At 69.9% G+C, this 26,930-nt stretch carries 22 protein-coding genes and 1 pseudogene; 9 read left to right on the top strand and 14 right to left on the bottom strand.

Annotation, left to right across the window (positions count from 1 at the left end; translation table 11 throughout):
* Positions 1-281: 281 nt before the first annotated feature.
* From VGV13_10050 to VGV13_10020, 7 genes are read right to left on the bottom strand one after another with little or no spacing between them, the layout of a single operon-like run.
* Complete coding sequence (locus tag VGV13_10050; protein ID HEV8641425.1) at positions 282-1,709, bottom strand: amidohydrolase family protein; 1,428 nt, start codon at positions 1,707-1,709, stop codon at positions 282-284.
* On the bottom strand, positions 1,697-3,040 hold the full coding sequence (locus VGV13_10045) for an MmgE/PrpD family protein (protein HEV8641424.1): 1,344 nt from the start codon (positions 3,038-3,040) through the stop codon (positions 1,697-1,699). Before VGV13_10045 ends, VGV13_10050 begins: the two co-directional genes overlap by 13 nt.
* Before the next feature lie 38 nt (positions 3,041-3,078).
* Complete coding sequence (locus VGV13_10040) at positions 3,079-4,509, bottom strand: amidohydrolase family protein (GenBank protein HEV8641423.1); 1,431 nt, start codon at positions 4,507-4,509, stop codon at positions 3,079-3,081.
* A gap of 10 nt (positions 4,510-4,519) precedes the next feature.
* The gene (locus VGV13_10035) at positions 4,520-5,554 is read right to left on the bottom strand and encodes an ABC transporter substrate-binding protein (protein HEV8641422.1); all 1,035 of its coding nucleotides are present in this window, start codon (positions 5,552-5,554) and stop codon (positions 4,520-4,522) included.
* 34 nt (positions 5,555-5,588) lie between these two features.
* Positions 5,589-6,350, bottom strand: coding sequence for an ABC transporter permease (locus VGV13_10030; GenBank protein ID HEV8641421.1), 762 nt, complete (start codon positions 6,348-6,350; stop codon positions 5,589-5,591).
* On the bottom strand, positions 6,347-7,123 hold the full coding sequence (locus VGV13_10025) for an ABC transporter ATP-binding protein (protein HEV8641420.1): 777 nt from the start codon (positions 7,121-7,123) through the stop codon (positions 6,347-6,349). Before VGV13_10025 ends, VGV13_10030 begins: the two co-directional genes overlap by 4 nt.
* A 3-nt stretch (positions 7,124-7,126) precedes the next feature.
* On the bottom strand, positions 7,127-7,963 hold the full coding sequence (locus VGV13_10020; GenBank protein ID HEV8641419.1) for an ABC transporter permease: 837 nt from the start codon (positions 7,961-7,963) through the stop codon (positions 7,127-7,129).
* Between the two features lie 167 nt (positions 7,964-8,130).
* Here VGV13_10020 and VGV13_10015 point away from each other — a divergent pair, with 167 nt between their 5' ends.
* Positions 8,131-9,588: an MFS transporter gene (locus tag VGV13_10015; protein HEV8641418.1), complete on the top strand. Its 1,458-nt coding sequence runs from the start codon at positions 8,131-8,133 to the stop codon at positions 9,586-9,588.
* Positions 9,589-9,605: 17 nt separating this feature from the next.
* Here the strand turns inward: VGV13_10015 and VGV13_10010 are convergent, their stop codons facing one another.
* Together VGV13_10010 and VGV13_10005 are read right to left on the bottom strand one after the other, a co-directional pair.
* Positions 9,606-11,570, bottom strand: a complete 1,965-nt coding sequence (locus VGV13_10010; protein HEV8641417.1) for a tripartite tricarboxylate transporter permease — start codon at positions 11,568-11,570, stop codon at positions 9,606-9,608.
* Positions 11,571-11,688: 118 nt separating this feature from the next.
* A complete protein-coding gene (locus VGV13_10005; protein HEV8641416.1) occupies positions 11,689-12,732 on the bottom strand; it encodes a tripartite tricarboxylate transporter substrate-binding protein in 1,044 nt (347 codons plus the stop codon).
* A gap of 70 nt (positions 12,733-12,802) precedes the next feature.
* Here VGV13_10005 and VGV13_10000 point away from each other — a divergent pair.
* A pseudogene (locus tag VGV13_10000) lies at positions 12,803-12,901 on the top strand (BrnA antitoxin family protein).
* A gap of 189 nt (positions 12,902-13,090) precedes the next feature.
* Here the strand turns inward: VGV13_10000 and VGV13_09995 are convergent.
* The 5 genes from VGV13_09995 to VGV13_09975 form a co-directional block, all read right to left on the bottom strand.
* Positions 13,091-15,457 (bottom strand): xanthine dehydrogenase family protein molybdopterin-binding subunit, encoded by a 2,367-nt coding sequence (locus VGV13_09995; protein ID HEV8641415.1) that lies wholly within the window; start codon positions 15,455-15,457, stop codon positions 13,091-13,093.
* Between the two features lie 109 nt (positions 15,458-15,566).
* Positions 15,567-17,858, bottom strand: a complete 2,292-nt coding sequence (locus VGV13_09990) for a molybdopterin cofactor-binding domain-containing protein (GenBank protein HEV8641414.1) — start codon at positions 17,856-17,858, stop codon at positions 15,567-15,569.
* Positions 17,848-18,417, bottom strand: coding sequence for a (2Fe-2S)-binding protein (locus VGV13_09985; protein ID HEV8641413.1), 570 nt, complete (start codon positions 18,415-18,417; stop codon positions 17,848-17,850). The genes VGV13_09990 and VGV13_09985 overlap by 11 nt, the downstream gene beginning before the upstream one ends.
* A complete protein-coding gene (locus VGV13_09980) occupies positions 18,414-19,289 on the bottom strand; it encodes a xanthine dehydrogenase family protein subunit M (GenBank protein ID HEV8641412.1) in 876 nt (291 codons plus the stop codon). Before VGV13_09980 ends, VGV13_09985 begins: the two co-directional genes overlap by 4 nt.
* Before the next feature lie 103 nt (positions 19,290-19,392).
* Entirely contained in the window at positions 19,393-19,881 is a 489-nt protein-coding gene (locus VGV13_09975) for an SRPBCC domain-containing protein (GenBank protein HEV8641411.1), read from the bottom strand.
* 54 nt (positions 19,882-19,935) lie between these two features.
* Here VGV13_09975 and VGV13_09970 point away from each other — a divergent pair, with 54 nt between their 5' ends.
* The 7 genes from VGV13_09970 to VGV13_09940 all read left to right on the top strand — a co-directional run.
* The gene (locus VGV13_09970; protein ID HEV8641410.1) at positions 19,936-20,901 is read left to right on the top strand and encodes an ABC transporter substrate-binding protein; all 966 of its coding nucleotides are present in this window, start codon (positions 19,936-19,938) and stop codon (positions 20,899-20,901) included.
* Positions 20,902-21,061: 160 nt separating this feature from the next.
* Entirely contained in the window at positions 21,062-21,229 is a 168-nt protein-coding gene (locus VGV13_09965; GenBank protein HEV8641409.1) for a hypothetical protein, read from the top strand.
* Positions 21,230-21,308: 79 nt separating this feature from the next.
* Positions 21,309-23,108, top strand: coding sequence for a thiamine pyrophosphate-binding protein (locus tag VGV13_09960; protein ID HEV8641408.1), 1,800 nt, complete (start codon positions 21,309-21,311; stop codon positions 23,106-23,108).
* The gene (locus tag VGV13_09955; protein ID HEV8641407.1) at positions 23,105-23,884 is read left to right on the top strand and encodes an ABC transporter ATP-binding protein; all 780 of its coding nucleotides are present in this window, start codon (positions 23,105-23,107) and stop codon (positions 23,882-23,884) included. Before VGV13_09960 ends, VGV13_09955 begins: the two co-directional genes overlap by 4 nt.
* Entirely contained in the window at positions 23,884-24,642 is a 759-nt protein-coding gene (locus VGV13_09950; protein HEV8641406.1) for an ABC transporter permease, read from the top strand. The genes VGV13_09955 and VGV13_09950 overlap by 1 nt, the downstream gene beginning before the upstream one ends.
* Position 24,643: 1 nt before the next feature.
* Positions 24,644-25,420 carry an ABC transporter permease gene (locus VGV13_09945; GenBank protein HEV8641405.1) on the top strand — a complete coding sequence of 259 codons (777 nt, stop codon included), beginning with the start codon at positions 24,644-24,646 and terminating at the stop codon, positions 25,418-25,420.
* Between the two features lie 30 nt (positions 25,421-25,450).
* Positions 25,451-26,930: hypothetical protein (locus tag VGV13_09940; protein ID HEV8641404.1), on the top strand; the 1,480-nt coding region annotated here is incomplete at its 3' end.

The raw sequence follows: 26,930 nt of genomic DNA, 5'->3' as shown, positions 1-26,930 counted from the left end.
GTGATGGCCAGCGTCGCGTCGGCCACTAGTGTTCCGTCCTTGAAGTCATGTCAAGAACCCGCCACGCGGGGCCGGGGCCGGCGGGCGCGTGCGGCAGGGGTCGACGGGATCCGTTCCCGCCCGCTGGCAACGGACCCCGCGTCCCCAGGGGGAGCCCAGCCGCAACCGGGCAGCGGACGCGTGCCGCGTGGTCCCGCGATCCCTGCCGCGCGTGCCGCGTCGGCCCCGCCGGCAGCGGCGCGAGCGCGGCGATCGTTTAACATGACTTCCCAGACGGAACACTAGCAGACGGGGCGCTGCAGCACCTCGGCGGCGATCCGCCGGGGAATCAGCCGGCCGTCGCGCGTGTCGGCGACGAGGCGGCCGTTGTCGACGATCACCTTGCCGCGCAGGATCGTCGTCACCGGCCAGCCCCGGACCTCCCATCCCTCCCAGGGGCTGTAGTCGCTCACGTGGAAGTCGTCGCGCGTGAGCGCCTTCGTGATCGTCGGGTCGATGAGCACGAGATCAGCGTCGCTGCCGGCGGCGATCACGCCCTTGCGCGGATAGAGGCCGAGGATCCTGGCCGCGTTGCTCGAGGTCACCTGGGCGAAGCGCTCGAGGGACATGCGTCGTTTCATCACGCCCTCGGTGAAGATGATGCCCATCCGCGCCTCGGCGCCGAGATTGCCCCCGGTCACGTCCTCGATGGTCTTGCCGCGGAGCTTGAGCTCGAGCGAGGTCGGGTACTCGTCCGTGGCCGTCGTCGAGACGCCGTCCCCGATCAGGCCCTGCCAGAGGGCCGCCTGATCCTCGGGGTACTTGAGTGACGGGTAGGTGTGGTAACAGAAGCCGCGCGGTTTCTTGTAGTCCTCGGCGGTGAAGCAGGCGTAATGGTGAAGCGTCTCGGCGTAGATGGGGCGCCCCTTGGCGCGGGCCTCGCCGACGGCCTCCACGCCCTCCTTGGCCGAGGTGTGGACGAAGTAGACGGCGGCGCCCGTCGCCTCGGCCAGCTGGATGGTTCGCCGGAAGGACAGCTGCTCCGAAAGCTTGTTGTGGACGAGGGCCAGGTTCCAGCCGTCCATCCGGCCTTCGTCTCTGAACCGTTCGTAGTTGAACTGCACGATGTCGTGGTCCTCGGCGTGCACCACCATGATGCCGTTGTGAGCCGCCACCTTCTCCATGGCCAGCTGGATCCGCCCGAAGTCGAGCCGATAGGGGTGGCGCTTCGGATGCGGCGGCAAGACGTCGGCGGTGAAGACCTTGAAGCTGGGGAATCCCTGCTGGATGGCCTCGGCCAGCTGGTCGAAAATCTTCAGAGGCAGCAGACCCTGGAGGGCCACGTGAAACGTGTAGTCGACGTAGGAGTTCCCCTTCCACCGCGCCGCGCGCTGCTCGATGGCGGTGGCGACGTCGGTTCCCGGCCGCACGAAGCAGAAGTCCACGTGGGTCGTGGTCCCCCCGAAGAGCATCCCCCGGGTGTCCTCCTCCGGCCCCAGGGTGTAGAGGTTTTCCTCGGGGCGCATCGCGATGAAGTGCGCCAGATGCGTATGGGGCTCGACGCCGCCGGGCACCACGATCCTGCCCGTCGCGTCGACCACCCGGCCGGACTCCGGCAGCGCGCCCGGGGCGGCCACCGACACGATCTGCTCGCCCCGGACCCCGATGTCCCACTGGCCGACGCCCTGAGGCGTCACGACCTGCCCGCCGCGAATGATCAGGTCGAGCATGCTCCTCCTCCTAGCAATTCGGTGAGCTCCCTCAAATCCTTGAGCCGATCCAGCCGGTCGACGGCATCGACGACCTGTCGGGCTCGCCCGGCGCCGAGCGCCGGGGGAGCGAGCGTCATGAACTTGTCGATCCGCTCAGGGCGCGAGACCGGGTTGGCAGCATCGCCCCGGACCACGGTCGTCTCGCGCGTCAGCACCCGGCCGCTCTCAAGCGTGATCGACACGCGGGCGGTCGGCTGGTCGGCGTCGCGCATCGACATCGTCGCGTCCCCCCGCACCTCCACCCGCCGGGCGAGGTCGGCGATCCGCGGGTCCTGGCGGGCCGAGTCGAGGAAGGCCGCGACGTCGGTCGCGCCCGTCACCACCGCCGCCGCCACCGCATACGGGACCGAGAACTTCGCCGCCAGCATGTTGGCGGGGGCGGGGTTCGCCATCCGCGCCACGAACGGGACCGACGTGACGGTGATCCGGGCGATGGTCTCGGGAAGGACCCGCTCGGCGCGCGCGAGGGCCTGCACGGCGTCCAGCGCGGGATGGTTGTAGAGACAGCACGCGTGGAACTTGAAGTAGTTGCGCTCGATGCGGAACACCTGGGGGCGGTCATCCGTGCCGAGGTCCGCGACGGCGCTGGCGGCATCGAAGCCGTCGCCGAGGATCGTCCCATAGACGTCCGCCGGCCCGTCCGCGAGGCCGGTGTAGCCGCAGTCGAGGAGGTGCCCGGCGAGGATGCCCTGGAGCCCCGCGCGCCCCGGGTAGAGGTTCCGGATGGTCGCCCCTTCGAAGCAGGGAGTCCAGGAGTTCGCCGGGCTCATCGAGGCGGCCAGGTTCATCGTGCCGCGAATGGCGGGCTCGTCGCGGTCGAGGAGCCGGGCGACCGCCACCGCGGCCCCGATCGTTCCCCAGGTCCCATGAGAGTGAACGTTGGCCCGGATTCGGGTGGCGCCACCGAGGCGCGAGGTGATCTCGTAGCCGGCCACCAGACTTTCGATGAGCCGTCGGCCGTCGGCGCCGACCTCCTCGCCGACGGCGAGCGCCGCCGGGAGCACGTGAACCGCGGGGTGGCCGCCGCCGAAGCGGTTGCCCTCGTCCACCTCCAGCGAGACGCCGGCGGTGCCGTTGGCCAGCGCCGCCAGCATGGGCTCGGCCCGCCAGGGATGACCGATCAGGGTGGCGGTTCTCGGACCCGACCGGTCGGCCGCCAGCCGGGCGAGCCGCGCATTCTCCGGGAGCCGACTGCCGGCCAGAATCGCGCCGACCGTGTCGAGCGTGACGTCCTTGGCGGCGGCCACCGCCCCCTCGCTCAGATCGGCGAAGCGGGTTCGCCGGACCAACCGGGCGAGACGATCGAGATAGTCCGTGGCCGCGCTCGCTACCGAACCGCGCCGCCGATGGGCGGTACCGGACGGCCTCGGGAGAGATAACGCCCGTAGCCGGGCGCCTGTTCGAGCTTCCCCTGGTTCAGCAGCACGCGACCCCTGAGCAGCGTCATCCACGGCCGCCCGCGCACCTTCCATCCCTCGTACAGCGTGAAGCCCGCCATCCCATGATGGTCGGCCACGTTGATGGTGGTCTCGGGCTCGGGGTCGAGGATGAGCAGATCGGCGTCGGCGCCGACCTGGATCACGCCCTTCCGCGGATAGAGGCCGAAGATGCGGGCCGGGTTCTCTGCCAGCACCCGCGCCATCCAGGAAATCGGCAGCCCGCGTTTGACGACGCCTTCGCTGTACATCAGCGGGACCATCGTTTCCACCGACGGGCTCCCGAACGGGATCGGCTTACCCTCGGGGTCCACGAAGATGTTCTTCCACCCGGGCTCCTTGGCCGCCTTCGATCGCGGCGCGTGATCACTGCCGACGGTCGCGATGTAGCCCTGCGCCGTCCCCGCCCACAGAGCCTCGCGATCCGGGCCGTCGGCCCGGCGCAGCGGCGGTCCGATCTTGGCGAGGGGGCCCCAGCGCTCCATCTCCTGGTCGGTCAGGAGCAGGTACTGCGGGCAGGTCTCCGTCCACACGCGCCGGCCCTCGGCCTGGGCCTGCTTGATGCGCTCCAGGCCCAGGCGCGTGCTCAGGTGCACGACGTAGACGGGCGAGCCCGTCATCGCCCCGATCTTGATGGCCCGGTTGATGGCCTCCTCTTCGGCCCAGTCGGGACAGGTCGGCCCGAAGTGGCGAGGGTCCACGCGCCCCTCGGCGATCGCCTTGTTCTCCAGATAGTCCAGGACGTCGCCGTTCTCGCAGTGCAGTTGGGTCACCCCACCCTGGGCGGCGATGATCTCCATGGCCCGGCCGATGAAGTCGTCGGAACACATTCGCGGCGGGCGCTTCTTGTAGGTCATGAACATCTTGAAGGAGGTGACCCCCATCTGGAAGGCCTCGGCCAGACCATCCAGGATGTAGGGCTGGTTCATGAGGATGAAGTGGAAGCCGAAGTCGAGGACGGACTGCTGCCCGGTCTCATCTCGGAGGCGCTTGATGGCGTGCGGGAGCGTCTCCTGGGCCCGGTCGTCGTAGAGGCCGAACCCCAGCAGCGTGGTCAGGCCGGCATGGGCGGCGGCGATCGGGCCTCCCCGCCAGTCGTCGTGCTCGGGCCCCAGATGGATGTGACAGTCGATCGCCCCCGGCAGGACGTACTTGCCGCGGGCGTCGATGGAGCGCGCGGCCGGCGGCAAGGCGTCGGGCGGACCAATCGCCACGATCTTCTCGCCCCGGATCGCCACCGCCGCCTCATAGACGTCCGCGGCCGTCACGATCCGGCCGCCGTGCACGATCGTGTCGACCTCTAGCGTCGCGTGACCTGGCACGGCGACCCCCTCAGCGGATGTCGGTCCTGGCCTTCCACTTCACGAGCGTGGGATCCACTTCCTCCAGAAGCTTCGTGTAGAACAGGCCCTCGGCCGGGAACTTCTGCTTGATCCGGTCCAGCGAGTGCAGGAAGTCGACGAACTCGCCCATGCCACGGTAGATCTTGTCGTTGATCTCCATGGAGTAGATGTTGAGAGCCATGATGTCGCGGGCGAGCCCTTCCTCCATCTTCATCTCTTTGGCCACGATCTTCACGGCGGCCTCGCGATTCGTGTTCAGCGTGTCGGTCGCCTTCTTCAGCGCGCGGAGGATCGCCTTCAGCGTGTTCGGACTCTCCTTCAGCATCTTGCCGCTCACCACGACCCCGGCGTGCACGCGGAGCCAGTCGACCTGGCCTTCCTTGCCCGGGATGAAGCTCCGGTTGCCGGTGAAGTACACCTGGCCGCCGGCCTGCTTCACGGCGTTGAACACCCACGGCGCCCAGGCGGCCATGGCGTCGATGTCGCCTTTGGCCAGCGCCGTGATCGCGTCGGGCGGCGACAGGTTCACGAACTGGAGCTTGGCGAAGTCCACGCCGGTGTCCCGGGCCATGGCCTGGATCGCCATGGTCACCGACGCCCCCTTCGGCATCCCGATCTTGACCTTCTCCAGATCCTTGGGCGAGCGCACGAGCTCCTGACCCTTCTTGCCCAGGACGACTTGCTGGGTGCCGGCGATGTCGCTTTGCGGCGCGATGTTGTAGATGGCCTGCCCGGCCGCGGCGATCGGAACCACCATCGTCGCGGTGGCGGTGCCGAGATGGACGTTGCCGGCGCCCCACATCGAGGGGAGATCGGTGCCCGCGATGTACCAGCGCGGGTTGACCTTGACGCCTTCGGCCTTGAAATAGCCCAGCTGCTCGGCCACCGCGAACTGGGAGGACATCTGAGGATCGCGCACGAGCCAGGCGTCGACCTCGGTGACCTCGAGCTTGGCCTGGGCGGAAGTATCACCGGCTCCCGCGAGGCTGACCAGCAACGCCAGGAGGACGATCAAGAGTCGCATCGGTTGGCTCCTTTCGAGCAGTGCGTGTCGCACGTCAGGTCGCCGCCCGCCAGCGCAGCAACCGCCGTTCGGCCGCCAGCAGCAGCGCATTGATCAGAGATCCGAGGAGCCCCAGAACCAGGGCCCCCATGACGATCTGGGCGGGATTGAAAAATGTCCGCCCTTCCATGATCAAGTAACCGAGGCCGGCGTCGGCGCCCATGAACTCGGCGCCCACGATCACGAACAGCGCCAGCCCGAAACCGACCCGAAGCGCGACGATGATGCCCGGCAACGAGGCGGGGAGCACCACGCGCCGGATCAGGTCCAGGCGGGAGGCCCCCAGGCTGGCGGCCGCCCGCAGTAGCATAGTGTCCACCCGGAGGACGGTGGCGGCGACCGCCACGAACATCGGGAAGAAGGTCGTGTACCCGATGAAGGCGACTTTGGAAGCCTCGCCGAGACCGAACCATACCAGGAACATGGGCAGGAAGGCGAGCGGCGGGATCGGCCGCACGAACTCGATCACCGGCTCCAGGACGAGCCGGAGCGGCACGCAGATTCCGGCCAGGACGCCGAGTCCGATGGCCGCCAGCGCGGCCAGCCCATACCCTTCGGCCACGCGACCCAGAGAGGTGAGGAGGTGCCGGTGCAGCTGGCCATCGCGCGCGGTCTCCACCGCGACGCTGAGCACCTCCACCGGCGTGGGCAGCAGCACCGGGTTCACGACCGACACCACCGCGTTCCCGTAGGCGACCGCGGCCCAGGCGGCCAGCACCGCCAGGAGGGCCGCGGCGCGCGTCGCCCCCGCCTTCATTCGTGGACCTTGGCGACTTCTTCTTTGACCAGACGGGTGATCTCACTCTCGTACTGGGTGAACTCCGGAGCGAACCGGTCGCGGATCTCGGGCAGCTTGATCTGGAACACCTGCTTGATGCGTCCCGGCGCCGACGTCATCACGACGACGCGGTCGGCCAGGTACACGGCCTCGCGAATCGAGTGGGTGACGAACACGATGGTCTTGTGCTCCACGCGCTGGATGCGCGACAGCTCGTCTTGCAGCACCTCGCGCGTCTGGGCGTCGAGGGCCCCGAACGGCTCGTCCATCAGGATGATCGCGGGGCTGTTGGCGAGCGCCCGCGCGATCGCCACCCGCTGCTTCATCCCGCCGGAGAGCTGAAGGGGAAACTTGGCGGCGTGGGCGCCGAGACCGACCAGATCCAGGTAGCGCGTCACGATCCGTCGCCGCTCCGCCGACGGCACATCCTTCAGCGCCAGCCCGAACTCGACGTTGCCCGCCACCGTGAGCCAGGGAAACAGGACGTACTCCTGGAAGACGACGCCCCGATCCGCCCCGGGGCCGGCGATGGGTCGGCCGTCGACCAGCACCGTCCCCCCGGTCGGCTGAACGAACCCGGCCACGATGTTGAGCAGGGTGGATTTGCCGCAACCGGAGGGACCGAGGACGCAGAGAAACTCGCGCTCGGCCACCTCGAGCTCGATGTCGACGAGGGCTGGAGCCTGGCGACCCTCCAGCGCGAACGCCTTGCTCACCCGCTGGATGTGGATCTTGGCCTGACCCGGGATCATGGCTCAGCCGGGGTTCTGCCAGCGAAGCAGGCGCCGCTCGAGGAGCCTGAGCGCCTCATTGCCGGCCCAACCCAGCAGGCCCAGCACGATCGCCGCTCCCAGCATCTGGGGGACCAGGAAGAAGTTGCGCCCGTCGTTGATCAGAAAGCCCAGGCCGTGCTCGGCGCCGATGAACTCCGAGATGACGATCACGAAAAACGACAGCGCCACCCCCAGCCGGACACCCGTCAAGACCTCGGGCAGCGCCGCCGGCAGGATCACGCGGAGGAAGAGCTGGGCGGGGCCCGCCCCCAGGCTCTGGGCGGCACGCAGGAGCAGGGGATCGATCTGCCGGACCGCGTGGACCGTGGTCAGGAACATCGGAAAGAAGGTCGCGTAGGTGATGAACCCGATCTTCGAGCCCTCGCCGATGCCGACCCAGACGATGAAGAGCGGCAGGACCGCCAGCGGAGGGATCGGACGTAGAAGCTCGACGACCGGCTCGAGGAGATTGCGTGCCACGCGGAAGTACCCGGCCGGGAGACCGAGCCCCAGGGCCAGGACCGCACCCGTGCCGAACCCGACGGCGACCCGCTCGAGCGTGGAGGCGATGTGCACCCAGAGCTGCCCCTTGGCCCCGAGCTCGATCACGGCCCCCAGGACCATCCAGGGTCCGGGGAGGAAGATCGGGTTGAAGAGCTCGAGCAGCACGACCAGCCCGGAGACCAGGCTCCAGAGCGTGAGGGCCACCAGCACGGAACCGAGCCGGAGCGTCAGCGCACGCCGGCGCGGGAGCGCGGATCCGCGAAGACCCCACTCCATCAACTCGGGCACGCTGCTGACGATCGAGCCAACGGCCAAGTGCGCGACTCCCGGCGGCGCTATCGAGCCGGCGTGGCTGCGTCCCGCGGGCATCAGACCGACCCGACAGAATCGAGCGGAAGTCTAGGCGTGCCGGAAGCGGGCTGTCAAGGCAACTACCTCTCCCACGTCTTGCGCGCCCGGGTCCCCGCGAGTAGCCTCGGGACGTGACCGAAGCGAGACGCCGAGGATGGCTCGGATCCGGCGCGGCCGTCGCCGGCGTCCTCGCGCTCGCGGCGACGGCCTGGGGCGATGTTGGACACGCCCACGGACCGGACGAGAGCGCGCCGGTACCGGGCGCCGTCTGGCTCCTCGGCATCGCACTCACGATCCTGGTCGTCGTCCTGGTCGTCTGGCAAGGGCGCCGCGGCGGCGAGTACCTGCGCCGCGTCCGCGGATTCAGCCGCAACGCGCGCCTCCTCATTCTAAGATCGCCGTTCAGCGGGCTCTCGGTGAGCATCTGGCGGCTGCTCTTTTACCTCTACCTGCTCGCCGCCGGGCATGACACGCTCTTCGTCGCCCAGCTCGCCTCGATCAACTGGATCGCCCACGGCCTCTCCGTCATCCCGTCGGGAATCCTCTCGGACCTCTTCGGGCGCCGCCGCGTCTTTTTGGTCTCCTATGCCGGGAACATCCTGGGCACGGCCGGGCTCATCCTCGTCCACGACCCCCTGGCGCTGCTCGTGCTGGCCGCCGTCCAGGGAGCGTTGGAGGGCGGCCACGCGATCGTCGGCCCGCCGTTCATGGTCGAGCAGAGCCGGCCCGCGGAGCGCGTGCACCTGTTCAGCATCGGCGGCTTCCTGACGGTCGGCGCCGCCAGCCTGGGCAATCTCCTGGCGGGCCTGCTCCCGGTGGCGTTCGGCTCGCTCCTCGGGCTCGGGACCGAGCACGCCGGGGCCCTGCGGGCGAGCCTCTTCTGCGTCCTTCCCGTGATGCTGCTCTCGGCGCTCCCGATCTACCTGATCGACGAGCGGTGGCAGCCGATCGACATCCGACGATGGTGGAAGAGCCTGGAGAGCTACGGGAGCATCGGCATGCTCGCGCTGACCGAGGGCGGGGCCGGGCTCGCGCTGGGGATGACCGCCCCCTTCTTCAACGTCTTCTTCGCCCGCCAGCTCCACGCGTCGACCGCCGCCATCGGAGTGATCTTTGGAGTCGGGTCGATCCTCACCGCGTTCGCGACGCTGCTGGCCCCGCTCGTCGTCCGGCGGCTCGGCCGCGTCCGCACGGTGGCGTTCCTGAAATTCCTCGGCGCGCCGTTCCTCGTGCTGATGGGTCTGGCCCCCGGCCTGGTGACGGCGGGGATCCTCTACGTCCTGGCCATCATCCTCATCGGGGGGGTGTTCCCCAACAAGGCGCTGACCGACCCGGTCTACAGCCTGTTCTCGATGGAGGCCGTCAAGGAGCGCGAGCGGGGGACGACGAACGGCATCATGCACGCCTTCAGCGAGTTCCCGATGGGCGTGGGGGCGTGGATCGCCGGTCCCTTCATGGCCGCCGGCAACTGGGCGCTGCCATACTACCTGGCGGGCGCGGTCTACGGGCTGGCCTTCCTGGCCTTTTACGCGTACTTCTCACGCTTCGAGTCGGCCCGCGCCGTCGCCCCGGAGTCCGTCTCCGCCTGACCTCGGGGGGACGGGCGTCAGAGCCCGGCTTCCATACCGAGCCAGACGAAGAGTTGGCCGGAAGGGAAGGGGACGCCGAGCGCCTTTTCGAAGAGTCCATACACGAAGGCGGAGCCGGAGACGCACAGCAGAATGCTGAGCGGCCATCGCTCGCGGGCGGCCACTTTGAGATAGAGGAGCGTCATGAGCAGCGTGGCCAGAGAGAAGCCGAGGAGCCAGATCGCCACCCAGAAGCCGGCGATCCAGGCGCAGATCTCGACGCTGCGGCGCGCCGCCACCCCGGGCGGTACGTCGGGCGTCGATTCACCGGCGGTCTCCGGCGCCGGCGCGGCCCGACGACCGGTGAGGTCACGCGCCAGTTGGGCGATGGCCAGCGCGAGGCCGGGGATGCCGACGGCCCACGGAAAGAGTCCCGCGCGCACCCCGAAGCTCCGGCTCTGCCAGAGCGCCCACGCGAACAGGATCACGATCAGAAGGCTGAACGCCGTCGTCCCGTCGAGCCGGAACCCCCGAAGCTCACGCTGCCGTCTGGCTTCCCGCTCGACTGCCGCCGCGGCCGGTGATCTCGCACGCCGGCGGGCGCTCACGAACGGCGCCAGGAGACCGACCACGATGACCGCGAGCAGCACCAGCACGCCGGGGCGGACGAGCCAGCCGAGGCCGTAGTTGTCGGTGGAGAGGAAGAGCTTGTTCTCGGCGAGGGGACCCAGCACCAGGCCGAGCAGGAACGCCGGGCGCGGCCAGCCCAGCCGGGCCATCACCCAGCCGAGGGCGCCGAACACCAGCACGACGAGCACGTCCGCGAAGACGTTCTTCTCGGCGAACGCGCCGACGGCGATCAGCATCAGGATGAATGGAATGAGCAGCGCCCCGCGGATCTGGGTGATCTTGACGAGCTGCCGGAGAAACAGGAAGCACATCGCGACGGTGATGATGTTGGAGACCACGATGGTCCAGACCATCGAGAAGGTCACCGCCAGGTGCCCCTTGGGCGCGGGCATGAGCATCCCCGGCCCCGGGACGAGGCCCTGGATCAGGAAGGCGCCCATGAGGATCGCCATGGTGACGCTGGCGGGGACGCCGAAGGCGACGGTGGTGACGAGGCTGCCGCCGAGCGTGGAGTTGTTCGCGGCGCCCGGCCCCAGCACGCCTTCGACGGCGCCCCGGCCGAACCGCTCCTTGTCCGGCGAGCTCTGGACTGCGTGGGCGTAGGCGAGCCACTGGGTGGTGGCGGCCCCCATGCCGGGGATGATGGCGATGAAGGTGCCGATGGCGCTGCAGCGGAGGACCAGGAGCCAGTGGTGGAAGGTGTCGCGCACGCCCTGCCAGACGCCGCCGAGCCGGCCGACGTCCAACTTGGCGATGCTCGAGCCCTGGACCGCGAGATCGATGACCTCGGGGATCGCAAAGAAGCCGATCGTCACCGGCACCAGGCCGATCCCGTCCCAGAGGAAGAGCTGGCCGAAGGTGTAGCGCTGGATCCCCGAGACCGGGTCGAGCCCGATCGTGGCGAACCAGAGCCCGAGGCCCCCGGCCACGAGCCCCTTCAACAGCGCCTGGCCGCTGAGCGCGGCCACGAAGGTGATGCCGAGGAGGGCCAGCATGAAGAACTCGGGAGAGCCGAAGGTCAACACCAGCGGGCGCACGACCGGGATGGTCAGCGCCAGCACGAAGGCGCCGAAAACGGCGCCGAAGAGCGAGCTCATGATCGCCGCCCCCAGCGCCCGCCCGGCCTCGCCGTTCTTGGCCATCGGATGGCCGTCGACGATCGTGGAGGCGGTCGTCGGCTCCCCGGGGATGCCGAAGAGGATCGAGGTGATGTCGCCGGTCGTGTTGGTGACCGCCGCCATCCCGAGGAGGAAGGCGAAGGCCTCCACCGGCGTCATCTTGAAGATGAACGGCAGCATCAGGGCCAGGGTCGTCGGCCCGCCGAGACCGGGGAGGATGCCGACGACGAAGCCGATGGCGATGCCGACGAGCATGAGACCGAAGGCGGGCCAGGTGAAGACCTGGACCAGGCCGGCGGCGAACGCGTCGGCGAACTCGACTATTTCAGGATTCCCTTGAGTTTCGCGGCGACGGCCGGGTTCCTGGCACCGCTCATTCGAGGAGGATGGTCCTGAGCTTGGCGATCATAGCGGGGTCGAGCTTGAAGAGGCCCGCCACCGTCCGCTCGATCTCTTCCCCGGCGACCGGATCGATCTCCAGCTTGGCCTTCTCAGCCTCGGCCAGCAATGCGGGGTCGCGGAGCGTCTCCTGGAACGCCTTCCTCAAGATCTGCACGCGGTCCTTCGGCGTCCCCGGCGGCAGCGTGTAGGTCCGGACGAGCACGCTGTCGTTGTGGATGGCCGCCTCGAGCAGGCGGCGCGCCTCCTCGGTCTTGGCGAAGTTGATCGCGAGGGGGACGTTCGGCAGCTCACGATGCGGCTTGGGCGCGACCTGGAGCACGACCTGCACCTCGCCGGCGTCCAGTCCCTTCCGCCAAGTGGCCTGCAGCGAGCCCCAGCCCCAGCACGCCCCCGCGACCTCGCCGCCCTCGGCGGCGAGCCGGATCTCCGCCGTGCCTTTGTAGCCGGTGACGATCTGGATCGGCAAGCCGAGGCTGGCCTTGATCGCTCGCGTCACGTTGTCGGGGTTGGACGAGCCCGGGGAGACGCCGCCCATTTTCACCGGCGTTCCCGCCGCCATCCACTTCTCGACGCTCGTGATCCCGCTGGCCTTGGTCAGCGCACAGACCGGGTGCTCGTTCACCGGCGCGCCGATGTATTCGAACTTCCGCGCGTCGAACTCGATGCCCTGCTGGCCGAGGACCTGGCCGAGGAGCACCCCGCCGATGAAGTGGCCGATGGTGAGCCCGTCCGGCTTGGCGATCTTGTAGAGGTAGTTGGCGGAGATCCGGCTACCCGCCCCCGGCATGTTCTCGACGATGATCGTCGGGTTGCCCGGGATGTGCCTGGTCATGTGCCGGGCGATCGTCCGCGAGTAGGTGTCGAAGCCCCCGCCCGCCGTGAAGCCGACGACGATGCGCACGGTCTTGCCCTTGTAGAACGGCTCCTGAGCCGCAGCCACGAGTCCGGTCACGATGACGAGCCCGATCACCGCCGCCCCCACCCATCGCGCGGACCTGCCTCTCCATCTCCTCATCGCTCTCCTCCCGGGCCGGACTCCCACCGGCCCGCCATTATAGCGAGGCGCGCACCCCAAAGCGGCCCGTAGATCCTTCTTGACCATTCGCCTGGACGACGATCTTCTCGAGTGGTTCCGCGACCAGGTAGATGCGGCGGGCGGAGGCAACTACCAGACATTGATTAACCCCGATCCGAAATTCTTTTGGCGAGGAATGTGCGGAAACGCGGCGTCGGTAGCGGCCGTGGCCAGCGTGGGTACGTGCGCACCCACGTCCTCTCTAAGAGACGCTGGCTGCGGTCGAACCATCTCCTGAACACCGCCCATGTTCGCGGCCATGTGCCGCTTTGACCTGCGAGCTTACTTCGGATCGGGGTTAATACGGCTCTCCGGGAGTACGTGGAGCAGCGTCGCGAATCGATCGAGGCGACGGTGCGGCGTGTTGTGCGCGAGGAATTCGCAAAGCATCGGACGGCGACGAAGAAGATCCGGAAGAGCGGTTGAGGAGCGCCCGCCACACGCGCTCGGGCGTCATCGGCAGGTCGGTGATCCTGACGCCGATCGCGTGGGCGATGGCGTTGGCGATGGCGGGGGCGGTCGGGATGAGGCCGCTCTCGCCGATCCCCTTGGCCCCGTAGGGGCCCGGCCCGTCGCCGTTCTCGACCAGCAGGCTCCGGTATTCCCCCGGCAGGTCGCTCATCACCGGCACGCGGTAATCGATGAGCGAGGGGTTCAGGAGCTGCCCGCCATCGTAAACCATCTGCTCGAAGAAGGTGTGGCCGATGCCCATCATTGCCGCGCCCTCCTCCTGGGCCTCACACTCCCGCGGGTTGATGGCCGTGCCGATGTCGGCGACGGAAACGTACCGGAGCAGCGTCACGCGGCCCGTCTCCTCGTCGACCTCCACCTCGGTCGCCGCCAGGCCGACCTCCCAGAAGGGGGCCTCGCCGCCGAGCGGGGCGTGGCCGCGCTCGCCGCGATAGGTCCCGCGGCCGAGCAGCTCGCCCCCGGTGCCGAAGTGGGCGGCCACGGCCTCCGCGTAGGACCGCTCGCCCTTCGCAGAGACGATCTTGCCGTCCCGGAGCGTCACCGCGCTCGCCTCGCTCCCGAGCTGGCGGCCGCCGAGGGCCAGGAGCTGGTCGCGCACGTCGCGCGCCGCCCGGAGCACCGCCAGCCCCATCAGCGTGGTCGACCGGCTTGCGCTGGTCGCCTGGTCGTACGGAGTCATGCCGACCTCGGAGCGCGCGATGCGCACGCGATCGAGCGGGAGCGCGAGCTCCTGGGCCACGATCTGGGAGAGCGTCGTCCGGGCGCCCTGGCCGATCTCGACCGTCGCGGTGAGAAGGGTCGCGCTCCCGTCGGCGTGCAGCCTGACGATGGCGCTGGAGACCGAGGGGGCGAGCGGCGCCTTGATCGTGCACGCGAGGCCCTTGCCCCGCCGCGGTCCCGCCGCGGGCGCGTTCCAGCCAATGGCGGCGGCGGCCTTCCTGAGGCCTTCCGCGTAGTCGCAGTCGACGGGCAGGTCGCCTTCCATGAACGTCTCACCGCGCTCGAGCACGTTTTTCAGGCGAAGCTCGAGCGAATCGATCCCCAACCGCTCCGCGATCACGTCCATCTGCGACTCGTAGGCCCAGGCGAGCTGCGGCACGCCGTAGCCGCGGAAGGCGACGCTCACCACCGTGTTGGTGTAGACGCCGAAGGCCTTGATCCTGAGATTCGGAATGCGATACGGCCCGGCCGCGGTGTAGGCCGACTTCTGCACGACGCGCGGCCCCACGTCGGCGTAGGCGCCGAGCTGGTAGTGGATCTGGCAGTCGCGCGCGACGAGCGTGCCGTCGCGCCTGACGCCGGTCTTGAGGCGATAGCTCACGGCAGCGCGCCGGACGGTCTTGAACGCCTCCTCGACGGTGAGGGCCAGGCGCACCGGGCGCTTCACGTAGCTGGCCAGCGCGATCGTTAGCGGCTCGATCTTGGTGTAGGACTTGTTGCCGTAGGCGCCGCCCAGATACGGCACGATCACCTGCACCCGGGCCAGCGGCAGCCCGAACATCTCCGCCAGCTCCTTGCGGACCGGGAACGGGTGCTGGGTGGAGGCCCACACGGTGATTCCGCCCGGATCGACGCGCGCGATCGCGCAGTGGGGCTCGAGCGAGTAGTGGTGAACCATCGGGAACGTGAACGTTTGCGCCACCACCAGGTCGGCCTCGGCGAAGCCGCGGTCGACGTCGCCCCGCCCGTAGCTCCACTGATGGCAGATGTTCGTCCCCGGAATCGGCTTGAGCGACGCGAGATCGCGGAAGTGCGTGGCGGGGCGCGGTCGCTCGTGGAGCACGGGCGCTGTCGGCGCCAGGGCCGCATCGAGCGTGTCAACGAAGGGAAGCTCGGAATAGTCGACGCTGATCAGCGTGCAGGCCGCCTCGGCGTGAGCCGCCGTGTCGGCCACCACGGCCACGACCGGCTCGCCGGCGTGCCGGATGACGCCGTCGGCCAGCATCGGCTGGTCCTTGAACGCGGGACCATAGTAGAGGTCCTTCACCGGGAGGTCGGCGGCGGTGAGGACCGCGATCACTCCCGGCGCCCGCCGGGCGCGCGACGTGTCGACACCGAGAATCCTCGCGTGAGGAACCGGGCTCCGCCAGAGCTTGGCGTGGACCATCCCGGGGACGACCACGTCGCTGATGAAGCGGGCCCGCCCGGTGGCCTTCTCCGGAGTGTCGACGCGCCTGGCCGCGGTGCCGATCATCTCAACGTCGGGGGGAGCGAGCGCCGGATCGATTGCCCGAAGGGGGCAACGCCCCCCTCGCGCTCCCCCGGCCCGACACCCCCCACCGGTCGACCGCGTGCCGATTTCTTCACGGATTCTCGACCCGCCCGGCGGCGCGTAGCGCCCGCCAGACCCGCTCCGGCGTCATCGGCAGCTCCGTCAGGCGCACGCCCGTCGCCCGCGCCAGTGCGTTGCCGATGGCCGGGGCCGCGCAGAACGTCCCGCCCTCGCCCACGCCCTTGGCGCCGAAGGGGCCGGGGCCGTCGGCGTTCTCGATCAGGAGCGAGTCCAACTCCCCGGGCAGATCGGTGAACGCCGGGACGCGATAATCGATCAGCCCCGGGTTCAGGAGCTGGCCGCGCTCGCTCACGCGCGACTCGAAGAGCGCGGGGCCGATGCCCTGCATCGCGGCGCCCTCGTCCTGCGCCGCGCACTCGCGCGGGTTGATGGCCTGGCCCACGTCGGCGGCCGAGACGTACTTCACGACCTTCACCGCGCCGGTCTCGGGATCGACCTCGATCTCCGCCGCGCCCATGCCGGTCTCCCAGAACACCGTGGCGCCGCCGAGGGTCCCCGACCACTTGCCGGGGACGAACGATCCGACGCCGGTCACTTCGCCGCCGACGAGACCGTAGTGGCCGCTGATGACCTCGGCCACGGTGAGCCTGCGGTCGCCGTGCGTGATGGTCCCGTCGCCGACCGCCAGCGCCGAGGCATCGGTGTCGAGCAGCTTCGCCGCCAGGGCCAGGAGCTGCTCCCGCGCGTCCCTGGCGGCCGCCTCTACCGCGAGCCCCATCACCGTCGTCGAGCGGCTCGCGCTCGTCCCGTGGTCGTAGGGCGTGATCGAAGTGTCGGGCGGGACCACCACGACCGTCTCGAAGGGGACGCCGAGCGTCTCGGCGACGACCTGGGCCAGCGCCGTCCGCGCGCCCTGCCCGACCTCGACGCTGCCGGCCAGCAGGGCCACGCTGCCATCGGCGTTGATGCGGACGACGGCGGTGGACACGGTGTGCGTCCCACCGCCGTCCTTCATCGCGCACGCCAGCCCGCGGCCGCGGCCGCGCGCGAGCGGCGCGCTCCAGCCGACGGCGCGCGCCGTCTGCTCGAGGCCCTCGGCCATGTCGCCGTCCATCGGCGTGTCGCCCGCCACGTACTCCTCGCCGCGCTTGAGAAGATTCTTCCGGCGGAGCGCGAGCGGGTCGATGTCGAGTCGCTCGGCGATCACGTCCATCTGGGACTCGCAGGCCCACGTGACCTGGGGCACCCCGTAGCCACGATAGGCGCCGGCGGGGACGTTGTTGGTGTAGACACACTTCGAGTCGATCCGGAGACTGGGGATCCGGTAGGGTCCCGGCGCGCGGTACCCGGTCTTGGTCGCTACGCGAGGCCCGATGTCGGCGTAAGCCCCGGTATCGAGCACGACCTCGCACTGTCGGGCGAGCAGCGTGCCGTCGCGCCCGACCGCCGTCCGAAGGCGCACGGTGACCGCGTGGCGCGTGATCGTCCGGGCGCTCTCCTCCAGCGAAAGGGCGAGGCGAACCGGTTTGCGCACCTTCGTGGCGAGAGCGGCGACCAGCGGCTCGATCTTGGTGTAGCACTTGCCGCCGAAGGCGCCCCCGACGAGCGGGACGACGACCTGCACGGCGGCCAGCGGCAGGTCGAAGATCTCCGCCAGGTCCTTCCGCACCGGGAACGGATGCTGGGTGCCGGCCCAGACGGTGAGGCCGTCGGCGTCCACCCGCGCGACGGCGCAGTGGGCCTCCAGCGCATGGTGGGAGAGCGCGGGATAGCGGTAGACGTCCTCGACGACCAGATCCGCCTCGCCAAACGCCCGCGCGAGGTCACCCCGCTCGTACTCGAAGTGCTGGCAGATGTTGGTCCCGGGCACGGGCCGAAGCCCGCTGAGGTCGCGGAAGTGGCCGGCGCGGTCGAGCTTCGGGTGGATCAGGGGCGCGCCGGGCGCCAGCGCCTCCTCGGCGCTCGTCGCCGCCGGCCGCTCGTCGTATCTCACGTCGACGTGCGCGAGCGCGGCCTCGGCGTGGGCCTCGCTGTCGGCGACGACGGCCACCACGGGCTCGCCCGCGTAGCGGATGACCTCGTGGGCGAGGATGGGCTGGTCCCGGTAGGCGGGGCCGTAGTAGAGCCGCTTCACGGGAAGGTCGGCGACGGTCAGCACCGCGAGGACGCCAGAAACCGCCGCCGCGCGTTCCGTCTCCACCCGGATGATCCGGGCATGGGCCACGGGACTGCGCCAGAGCTTCGCGTGCGCCATCCCCGGCAGCACGAGGTCCGAGACGTAGCGCGCCGCGCCCGTCACCTTGTCACGAGCGTCGAGGCGCGGGACGGAGCGCCCCACGACGGTCAGCCGATCAGCGGCCATCGGTCCCCTTGGTGCCGCCGTTCCCCTTGGCACCGTCGTTCCCCTTGGCACCGTCGTTCCCCTTGGCGCCGCCGTTCCCCTTGGCGCCGCCGCTCATCCGGCGCGAGGCGTCGAGGATCGCCTCCAGGATCCGCTTGTAGCCGGTGCACCGGCAGATGTTCCCCCGCATGTAGTGCTTGACCTCGTCCGCCGTCGGCCGCGGGTTCTCACCGAGCAAGGCCACCGTGGCCATGATCATGCCCGGCGTGCAGAAGCCGCACTGCAGCGCGCCGTGCTCGACGAACGCCTCCTGCACCGGATGCAGCTCGTCGCCGCGGGCCAGGCCTTCGATCGTGCGCAGGCTCTTGCCGCGGGCCTCGAACGCGAGAACCGTGCAGGCGCTCACGGGACGGTCGTCCAGCAGCACGGTGCAGGCGCCGCAGACCTGGACGTCGCACGACTTCTTCACCCCGAGCAGCCCGAGGCGGTCGCGCAGGCACTCGATCAACGTTTCCCACGCCGGGACGGTCAGCTCGTGCTTCTCGCCGTTGACGACCACGGTCATCGGGATCTCTCTCATCGCCCCGCCCTCCCGTCGACGGCCGCCAGGGCTTGCTCCCAGGCACGGCGGAGGAGCACGCCGACCAGATGCTCCTTGTACTCGGCCGAGCCGTGGAGATCGGTGATGGCCTCGGCGGCCCGGGCGGCGATCTGCCCCGCCTCGGGGAGCGCGGCGACGCTCTCGGCGATGGCCTTGCCCTTGAGGACGGCTTCCGCTTCGCGCATCCGGCGGGGGACCGGTCCCACGGAGCCGACGGCGATCCGGGCGTCGGCCACGCGGCCATCGTCGAGCGTCACGGCGACGCCGACGCCCACCGAGGGCCGCTCGAGAAAGCCGAACTTGAGATACGCGGCCGCGGAGTGCTCCGGCAGGGGCGGGACCACGATCTCGGTCAGGAGCTCGTCGCCCTCCAGGCACGTCTCGAAGGGGCCGACGAAGAGCTGCTCGAGCAGGATCGTGCGCCCGCCGCCCTTCTTCTCGATGCGGACGGTGGCATCGAACACTTGAAGCAGCGCCCCCGGGTCGGCGTGAGGCTCGGCGAAGCACAGGTTGCCGCCGAGCGTCCCCACCTCGCGCACGCGGACGTTGGCCACGTCGGTTTCCATGCGGGCCACGGCGGGGAAACGCTCGCGCACGATCGGGTCACGTTCCAGAACGCGATGGGGCGTGGCCGCCCCGATCCTGAGCGCGCCGCCGTCGAGACGAACGCCGGCCAGGCCCGGGATGGTCTTCACGTTCACCAGGTGATCGTAGTGGATCAGGCCCTCCTTCATGGCCAGGATCAGCTCGGTGCCGCCCGCGTAGATCCGCGCCGCGTCCCCGTGACGGGCGAGCAGCACCGAGGCTTCCGCCACGGACGTCGGCTCGCAGAGCTCGAACGATCTCAGCATTGACCGATCTGGGGGAAGGCAAGGCGTCGCGGCTGTTGGGCGAGGGGGGCGACGCCCCCCTCGCACTCCCCCGGCCCCAGGCCCCCCCACCGCCTCGTGTTCATCATCGCTTGCCCTCACTCTCCAGTTGCGCTCGCACCGCGGCGGCGAAGCGGTCCACGATGTCGGTGCCCTTCCTCACGATGACGCTGTGGCCCAGCGTCCCCAGCTTGCCGAGGACGCTGATGTCGGCCGCGAGCTTCAGCGTGGTGCCGTCCCCGGCGGCTGTCAGGGCCACCTCGAGGTCCACCTTGACGAGGCCGTCGACCGCCGCGTCGCGCCCGCCCGCGCGGGCCCGCAGGCGCTCGGGCGCCTGGACCTCGAGCACCTCGATCTCCAGGGGGAACTGCACCTTGAACGGCCCCACCTTCTCGCCGACGACGGCGGCGTAACGCCTGCCCTCCTCGACCGTCCGGACCTCTTTCGCCCCCGGGATGCAGGCGGCCAGCCGCGGCACGTCCCAGAGAAAGTCCCACACCGCCTGCCGCGGCGCCTCGATCCTGACCTCGCGCTCGACTTTCAGGCCGCGCCTCCCGTTCTTCGATGGCGCCACTCGGGCGCCCCATGCTAGGGTAGGCAGCCCGAAGCGTCAAGGAGACGGAGGCCTATGGGCAAGCTCACCCTCACGCTCGCGTTGGGCGACTACGACCGCACCCTCGCCCTCAAGACCGGGCTCGTCCGACCGGAGGGCGTCGAGCTGAACATCCTGACCCTCGGCCCCGAGGAGACCTTCTACCGCATGGGCCGGTTCCGCGAGTTCGACGTCTCGGAGTTCTCGCTCTCGACCTACACGATCCGGCGCGGGCGGGGCGAGCCGCTCATCGCGATTCCCGTCTTCCCCTCGCTGATGTTCCGCCACTCGGCCATCTTCGTCCGCGACAGCGCCGGCATCCGCGAGCCCAAGGACCTCCGCGGCAAGCGCGTGGGGGTGCCGAAGTACCACATGACGGCGGCGGTCTGGATCCGCGGGATCCTCGAGGACGAGTACGGCCTGGCGCCGAAGGAGATGCTGTGGTTCGAGGGCGGCGAGGGGGCCAAGGTCAAGGAAGTGGACGTGACGCTGCCGCCGGAGATCAAGCTCGAACACGTCCCGGGCGACCGGAACCTCGGCGACATGGTCGCCGGGGGTGAGCTCGACGCCTTCATCGGCGCCCGGCGGCCCGCCGCCTTCGGCAAGGGCGTGAGCCGCCTCTTCCCCGACTTCCGCAAGGTCGAGCGCGCCTACTACGAGAAGACCGGGATCTTCCCCATCATGCACACCGTCGTGCTGAAGGAAGAGCTCGTGCAGCAGCACCCGTGGCTGCCGCGGAGCCTCTACACCGCTTTCGCCGAGGCCAAGCAGCACGCCTACCGGCGCCTCCACGACACCGCCGCGCTCCTGACCTCGCTCCCCTGGCAGGTCGCCGAGGCCGAGGAGACGCGGGCCCTCATGGGCGACGACCCCTTCCCCTACGGCATCGCGCGCAACCGCACGACTGTGGAGACCCTCGCCGGCTACACCTTCCGCCAGGGTCTCGCCCCCCGCCGCCTCACCCTCCCGGAGATGTTCGTCGAGTCGATGCTGGACACGTAGGCGCTTTCGATTCGGCGACACCTTGGTGGCCCGTTCGGCGGGGAACTATGATGACGTCGCGGCGCTGAAAGCTGGCCGCGCCAATTTCCTCACCGTGTATGGACGCCTCGACATTGACTGGTTGAGGACCGGCTGATTCAATAGTCGGACGGAGGCGGATTTGGACTTCACCGACTGGATCCTCACCGGGATACTTGTGCTCGTGATCGCCATAACGATCGGGGGGTTCGTGGCGATGGCCCGGATCCTCCGCAAGGACGAAGCGATCGACGCGGCCACCTTCCTCGCCCTCCGGGAGCTGCGCGAGAGGTTCGAGCGGACCAAGTAGCCGGCCTTGCGACGCGGCTCCCCGCCGCGATACCCTTGGCGCGCCCCAAGCTGGAAGGCGCCCCTCACGGAGGCCAACGATGAAGCCGACCGATCCCCTACCCGCCATCGTCCCGGAAACGCCCGTGCCCTCGGCCTCCCGCACCGAGCTGTGGGGGAGCGACGCGGTCGCCCGCATGCTGCAGCGGCTCGACGTCCCCTACGTCGCGCTGGTCCCGGGGGCGAGCTTCCGGGGCCTCCACGACAGCCTCGTGAACGACCTCGGCAACCGGCGACCGCAGATGCTGACCTGCATCCACGAGGAGAGCGCCATCGCCATCGCTCACGGCTACGCCAAGGCCAGCGGGCGCATGATGGGCGCCGTCCTGCACTCCAACGTCGGCCTGCTGCACGCGAGCATGGCCATCTTCAACGCGTGGTGCGACCGCATGCCGATGCTGATCCTGGGCGCGACGGGGCCGTGGGACGCGGCCAAGCGCCGGCCGTGGATCGACTGGATCCACACCATGTCCGATCAGGGCGCGCTGATCCGCGGATTCACGAAATGGGACAACCAGCCGGGCTCGGTGCCGGCGGCGTACGACGCGCTCTTGCGGGCGGCCCAGATGGCGACGACGGCGCCGCGCGGCCCCGTGTACGTGAACCTGGACGCGGCGCTGCAGGAGGCGAAGCTTCCCGAGCTCCCGCCGCTTCCCGACGTGTCCCGCTTCCGCCCGCCGGAGCCGGTCCACCCCGCTCCCGAGCTCGTGAGGCGCGCGGCCGAAATGCTGAGCTCCGCCAAGGCACCGGTGATCCTCGCCGGCCGGAGCGGCCGCGATGAAGACGCGTGGCGGGCGCGGGTGCAGCTCGCGGAGACGCTCGGCGCCCGCGTCATCACCGATCTCAAGGTGGGCGCCGTGTTCCCCACCCGTCACCCCCTGTACGTCGGCCCGCCCGGCAGCTACCTCTCCGAAGCCGCGTCCAAGACGCTGCGCGAGGCCGACGTCGTCCTCGCGCTCGACTGGATCGATCTGGCCGGGACGCTCAAGCTGGCCTCCGGCGATCAACCCATCACCGCAAAGATCATCTCCGCCTCCTGCGACGTCCACCTCCACCGCGGCTTCGGCATGGAGTACTTCGGGCTGCCGCCGGTGGACGTCAATCTCCTGGCCGAGCCCGATGTCGTGGTGCTGCAGCTCGCCGAGACGTGCCGGCCGCGGCGCGGCTCTGCCGCACCGGCGGCGCCGCCGGAAACAGCGGCCCGTGCCCACGACGTGATGAGCCTCCGCGCCGTCGCGGACGCCTTCAACGAGGCGACCGACGGCATCGACGTCTGTCTCACCCGGCTGCCGCTCGGGTGGCGGGGCGGTTACCGGGACTTCGCGCATCCGCTCGACTACCTCGGCGCCGACGGCGGCGCCGGCGTGGGGTCGGGGCCGGGCATCACCGTCGGCGCGGCGCTAGCGCTCCGGGGCTCGGGACGCATTCCGGTCGCGCTCCTCGGCGACGGCGATTACCTGATGGGCGTGACGGCCCTGTGGACCGCCACGCATTACGAGATCCCCTGCCTCTTCGTCGTCTGCAACAACCGCTCCTTCTACAACGACGAGGCGCACCAGGAGCGCGTCGCCAAGATGCGCGGCCGGCCCGTCGAGAACAAGTGGATCGGCCAGCACATCGGCGATCCGGACATCGACCTGGCCATGATGGCAGTCGCCCAGGGGGCGAAGGGCATCGGGCCCGTCACCCGGCCCGAGCAGCTCACGGGCGCCATCAAGGAGGGGCTGCGCGCGGTCATGGACGGCGAGGTGTGCGTGATCGACGCGCGCGTCCTGCCCGGCTACGACGCCGACATCAGCGGAGAGCGCCGGGCGGTCGAGCGCTCCGCGGGAAAGGTGTGACGGCGCCGTTCATCGTGGCCGACGACGTCACCCTGACGTTCCGGTCGGCCAATCGGGCGCCGGTGACGGCGCTGGCCGACTTCGGTCTCCGGGTGGCCCGCGGAGAGTTCGTGAGCCTGGTGGGCCCCTCGGGTTGCGGCAAGAGCACCTTCCTCAACATCGTGCTGGGGCTCCTGCGCCCCGACGCGGGCGAGGTGCGCGTCAACGGCCGGCGGGTCGACGGGCCCGCGCCCGAGCGCGCCATGGTGTTCCAGGAGTTCGGGCTGCTGCCGTGGCGCACCGTCGAGGCCAACGTCGCCCTCGGCCTCGAGCTGCGCGGCGTCGCTCCCTCTCAGCGCGGGCGCCGGGCGGCGGAGCTGATCCAGATGGTGGGCCTGGCCGGTTTCGAGCGTCACTACCCCCACGAGCTGTCGGGCGGGATGAAGCAGCGGGTCGGCCTGGCCCGCGCGCTGGCCACGAGCCCCGAGATCCTCCTGATGGACGAGCCCTTCGCGGCCCTGGACGCCCAGACGCGGGACCTGATGCAGGCCGAGCTCCTCACGATCTGGGAGCGCACGCGAAATACCGTGATCTTCGTCACCCACTCCATCGAGGAAGCCGCCTACCTCTCGGACCGCGTGGTGGTGCTGAGCGCGCGCCCGGGGCGCCAGAAGGCGGAGATCGCCGTGCGCTTGCCGCGCCCCCGGGATTACGAGATGCGGCTGTCCCCCGAGTTCAACGAGCTGAAGCTCGCCATCTGGAACGCCCTCAAGGAAGAGCTGAAGGCGGGCTCCTGATGGCGCGCCGGCGGCTCGTCCTCGGCGGGTTCTCCGTCGTCGCCTTCTTCCTGGCCTGGGAGGTCCTGCTCTCTCTCGTGCGGTGGGATCCGTTCTTCATGACCAAGCCCTCGCTCATCGCCAAGGCTGTCCAGGAGCAGATCCTCGGCGGGCGGCTCTGGCACGACATGACGGTGAGCGCCCAGGCGTTCGTCGTCGGGTTCGGCCTGGCCGTGCTCGTGGGAATCCCGGTGGGGCTGGTCATGGGGTGGCGGCGCCGCGCGGAGTGGGCCCTCGACCCGTTGCTGACCGCCCTCTACGCGAGCCCGCTCATCGCGCTGGCTCCGCTGCTCATCATCACCGCCGGGGTGGGGATCGCGGCCAAGGCGCTCCTGGTCTTCCTGCTCGCGGTCTTTCCGTTCATCTTCAACACGTACGCCGGCGTCCGCTGCACGGACCCGCTGCTCGTCAACGTCGTGCGGTCCTTCGGCGGCACCGAGCGCGATCTCTACACCAAGGTGATCCTGCCTGGCGTCGTCCCCTACATCGTCGCGGCGGCGCGCCTGGCCATCGGGCGCGGTCTCGTCGGCATCCTGGTCGGCGAGTTCTACGCGGCGTCGGAGGGGCTGGGCTTCGCCATCTCGCGCTTCGGCGACACCTACCGGCTGCCTGAGATGTTCGCGGGCATCCTGGTGCTGGCCGTGGTCGCGGTCGGGCTGACGAGCGCGGTGCGCCGTCTGGAGGCCGTCGTGGCGCCCTGGCGGACCGGCCAGCGCTGAGATGAATCGCGAACGTTACGCGTGGGCAACCGCGTCCCTCCTGCTCCCGCTCCTCGTGTGGGAGGCGCTCCCCAGGCTCCTGCCGCTTCCCAGAGGCGCGCGGCTCTTCTTCGCGACACCATCGGAGATCGCCGTGGCCCTCGTGGGTCTCCTGAGGGGCGGTGAGCTCCAGCAGCACTTCACGGTGAGCGCGCTGGAGTTCCTGATAGGGCTCGGCCTGTCGGTCGCGGTCGGGCTTCCCCTCGGCGTCCTGCTCGGGCGCGTGCGCTGGCTGGACGATCTGTTCGACCCCTTCGTGACCGCGCTCAACGCCACGCCCCGGATCGTGTGGCTGCCGCTGCTGATGCTGTGGTTCGGCATCGGGGTATGGTCCAAGGTGATGATCGTGTTCCTCGGCGCCGTGTTCCCGCTGCTCGTGAACACCTACGAAGGCGTGCGGAACGCGGACCCCGTCCTGGTGAACGTGGTGCGCTCCTTCGGGGGGAGCGAGTGGCAGGTGGCCCGGATGGTCGTGCTGCCCGGCGCGCTGCCGTACGTGGTGGCCGGGCTGCGCCTGGCGATCGGGCGGGCCATCCTGGGCGTGGTCGTCGGCGAGTTCTTCGGGGCCAGCCGCGGCCTCGGCTACATGATCGCCGCGGCCGCCTCCAGCTACCGGGCCGACGTGATGTTCGCCGGGGTCCTGGTCCTCATGGCGCTGTCCCTGGCGCTGACCTTCTCGGTGAAGGCCGTGGAGGCGCGCCTGACGCGGTGGCGCCCCGACGCCGCCGAGAGCTTCTGATCGGCTCGCGACACACGAAAAGGAGACGCCATGGCACCCTCGCTACGACGGCCTTCGCTGATCGTCCTTGGCTTCGTCCTGCTCTCGCTCGCGGCGGGGCCCGCGTCCTCCCAGGCGCCCCCGCGCGGTCACGGCGCCGAGGGACACGACATGGAGCTGGCCGGCTCCGACGACCTCCAGGGCCGCTCGGCCTACCAGCCCATGATCCACCAACAGCGCGGACGCTGGATCGCGTACGTCGGCCACCACGGCGGGCGCGCGCGCAATCCACTGACGGGGGTCGAGGAAGACAATGGCACGTCGATCGTCGACGTCACCGATCCTGCCCGGCCGCGCTATCTCGCCCACATCCCCGGGATACCCGGCGCCGCCGAGGGAGGCGGCGCCCAGATGGCGCGCCTGTGCGAAGGCAGTCGTCTCCCGAAGGGAACGGCGGGCAAAACGTACCTGCTCCGGACACTCGGAAACTCGGTCCCCAACTCGGCACACGAGATCTGGGACGTCACCGACCCCGCCAAGCCGGAGAAGTTGAGCACGGTCGTCTCCGGCCTCACCTCGACCCACAAGAACTGGTGGGAGTGTGACACCGGCATCGCCTACTTGATCGCGGGCGATCTGGTCAAGCGCGACCCGCTCACGCTCGGTCCGTCGGGCTGGCGGACCTGGCGCATGACGAAGATCTACGACCTCAGCGACCCGGCCAAGCCGGTCTTCATCCGCGACTTCGGCCTGGCCGGCCAGGAGCCGGGCTCGACCGGGCCGATCCCGATCGCCCACGGCGCCCACGGTCCCATCGCCCTGGGCAACCGTGTCTACTTCGCCCACGGCACCAGCGCCGAGGGCGCCCTCCAGATCGTGGACCGCCAGAAGCTTCTCACCGGCCCCCAGGAGCCGACGGCGGCGAATCTCAACTTTCCCGAGATCAGCCGACTTTACATGTCACCGAACTGGGGTGGCCACACCGCATTTCCCGTGCTGGGCGTGACGATCCCCGACTGGGCGCCCAACACCCAGGGACGCGTGCGTGACTTCGTCGTGCTCGTCTCCGAGGCCACCGCCAACGAGTGCCGGGAGTACCGGCATGCGACGTTCGTCATCGACATCACTACCGAGGCCAAGCCGTTCTCGGTGGCCACCTTCGAGGTGCCGGAGTCGAAGGGCAACTTCTGCCGCCGGGGCGGCCGCTTCGGCCCGCACTCGAGCAACGAGTCGTTCGCGCCGATCTTCTATCGCAAGCTCGTGTTCATCGCCTACTTCAACGGCGGTGTCCGGGCCATGGACATCCGCAACCCCTATGCGCCGCGGGAGGCCGCCTTCTACATCCCGGCGACGACCGAGAAGACCGCCGAGCGTTGCGTGACGACGGACGGGGTGCGGGCCTGCAAGGTCGCCATCCAGACCAACAACGTCGAGGCGGACGAGCGCGGCTACGTCTACCTCGCCGACCGCGCCAACACGGGGCTCCACGTCGTGAGGCTCACCGGCGAGGCCCGGAAGATCGCGGGCGGGA

The sequence above is a fragment of the Candidatus Methylomirabilota bacterium genome (assembly GCA_036001065.1).
Classification (GTDB): domain Bacteria; phylum Methylomirabilota; class Methylomirabilia; order Rokubacteriales; family CSP1-6; genus MNEF01.
This window is presented reverse-complemented; position numbering and strand designations above follow the sequence as displayed.

Excerpts from the sequence above, each read along its gene's own strand:
- VGV13_10010 (HEV8641417.1), bottom strand. The coding sequence starts at position 11,570 with ATGCTCGTCGGCATCGCCATCGGCTTCGTCGTCGGCATCCTCCCCGGT.
- VGV13_10030 (HEV8641421.1), bottom strand. The coding sequence starts at position 6,350 with ATGAAGGCGGGGGCGACGCGCGCCGCGGCCCTCCTGGCGGTGCTGGCC.
- VGV13_09960 (HEV8641408.1), top strand. The coding sequence starts at position 21,309 with ATGAAGCCGACCGATCCCCTACCCGCCATCGTCCCGGAAACGCCCGTG.
- VGV13_09980 (HEV8641412.1), bottom strand. The coding sequence starts at position 19,289 with ATGCTGAGATCGTTCGAGCTCTGCGAGCCGACGTCCGTGGCGGAAGCC.
- VGV13_10025 (HEV8641420.1), bottom strand. The coding sequence starts at position 7,123 with ATGATCCCGGGTCAGGCCAAGATCCACATCCAGCGGGTGAGCAAGGCG.
- VGV13_10050 (HEV8641425.1), bottom strand. The coding sequence starts at position 1,709 with ATGCTCGACCTGATCATTCGCGGCGGGCAGGTCGTGACGCCTCAGGGC.
- VGV13_09990 (HEV8641414.1), bottom strand. The coding sequence starts at position 17,858 with ATGGCCGCTGATCGGCTGACCGTCGTGGGGCGCTCCGTCCCGCGCCTC.
- VGV13_10005 (HEV8641416.1), bottom strand. The coding sequence starts at position 12,732 with ATGAGGAGATGGAGAGGCAGGTCCGCGCGATGGGTGGGGGCGGCGGTG.
- VGV13_10035 (HEV8641422.1), bottom strand. The coding sequence starts at position 5,554 with ATGCGACTCTTGATCGTCCTCCTGGCGTTGCTGGTCAGCCTCGCGGGA.
- VGV13_09945 (HEV8641405.1), top strand. The coding sequence starts at position 24,644 with ATGAATCGCGAACGTTACGCGTGGGCAACCGCGTCCCTCCTGCTCCCG.
- VGV13_09985 (HEV8641413.1), bottom strand. The coding sequence starts at position 18,417 with ATGAGAGAGATCCCGATGACCGTGGTCGTCAACGGCGAGAAGCACGAG.
- VGV13_09950 (HEV8641406.1), top strand. The coding sequence starts at position 23,884 with ATGGCGCGCCGGCGGCTCGTCCTCGGCGGGTTCTCCGTCGTCGCCTTC.
- VGV13_09995 (HEV8641415.1), bottom strand. The coding sequence starts at position 15,457 with ATGATCGGCACCGCGGCCAGGCGCGTCGACACTCCGGAGAAGGCCACC.
- VGV13_09970 (HEV8641410.1), top strand. The coding sequence starts at position 19,936 with ATGGGCAAGCTCACCCTCACGCTCGCGTTGGGCGACTACGACCGCACC.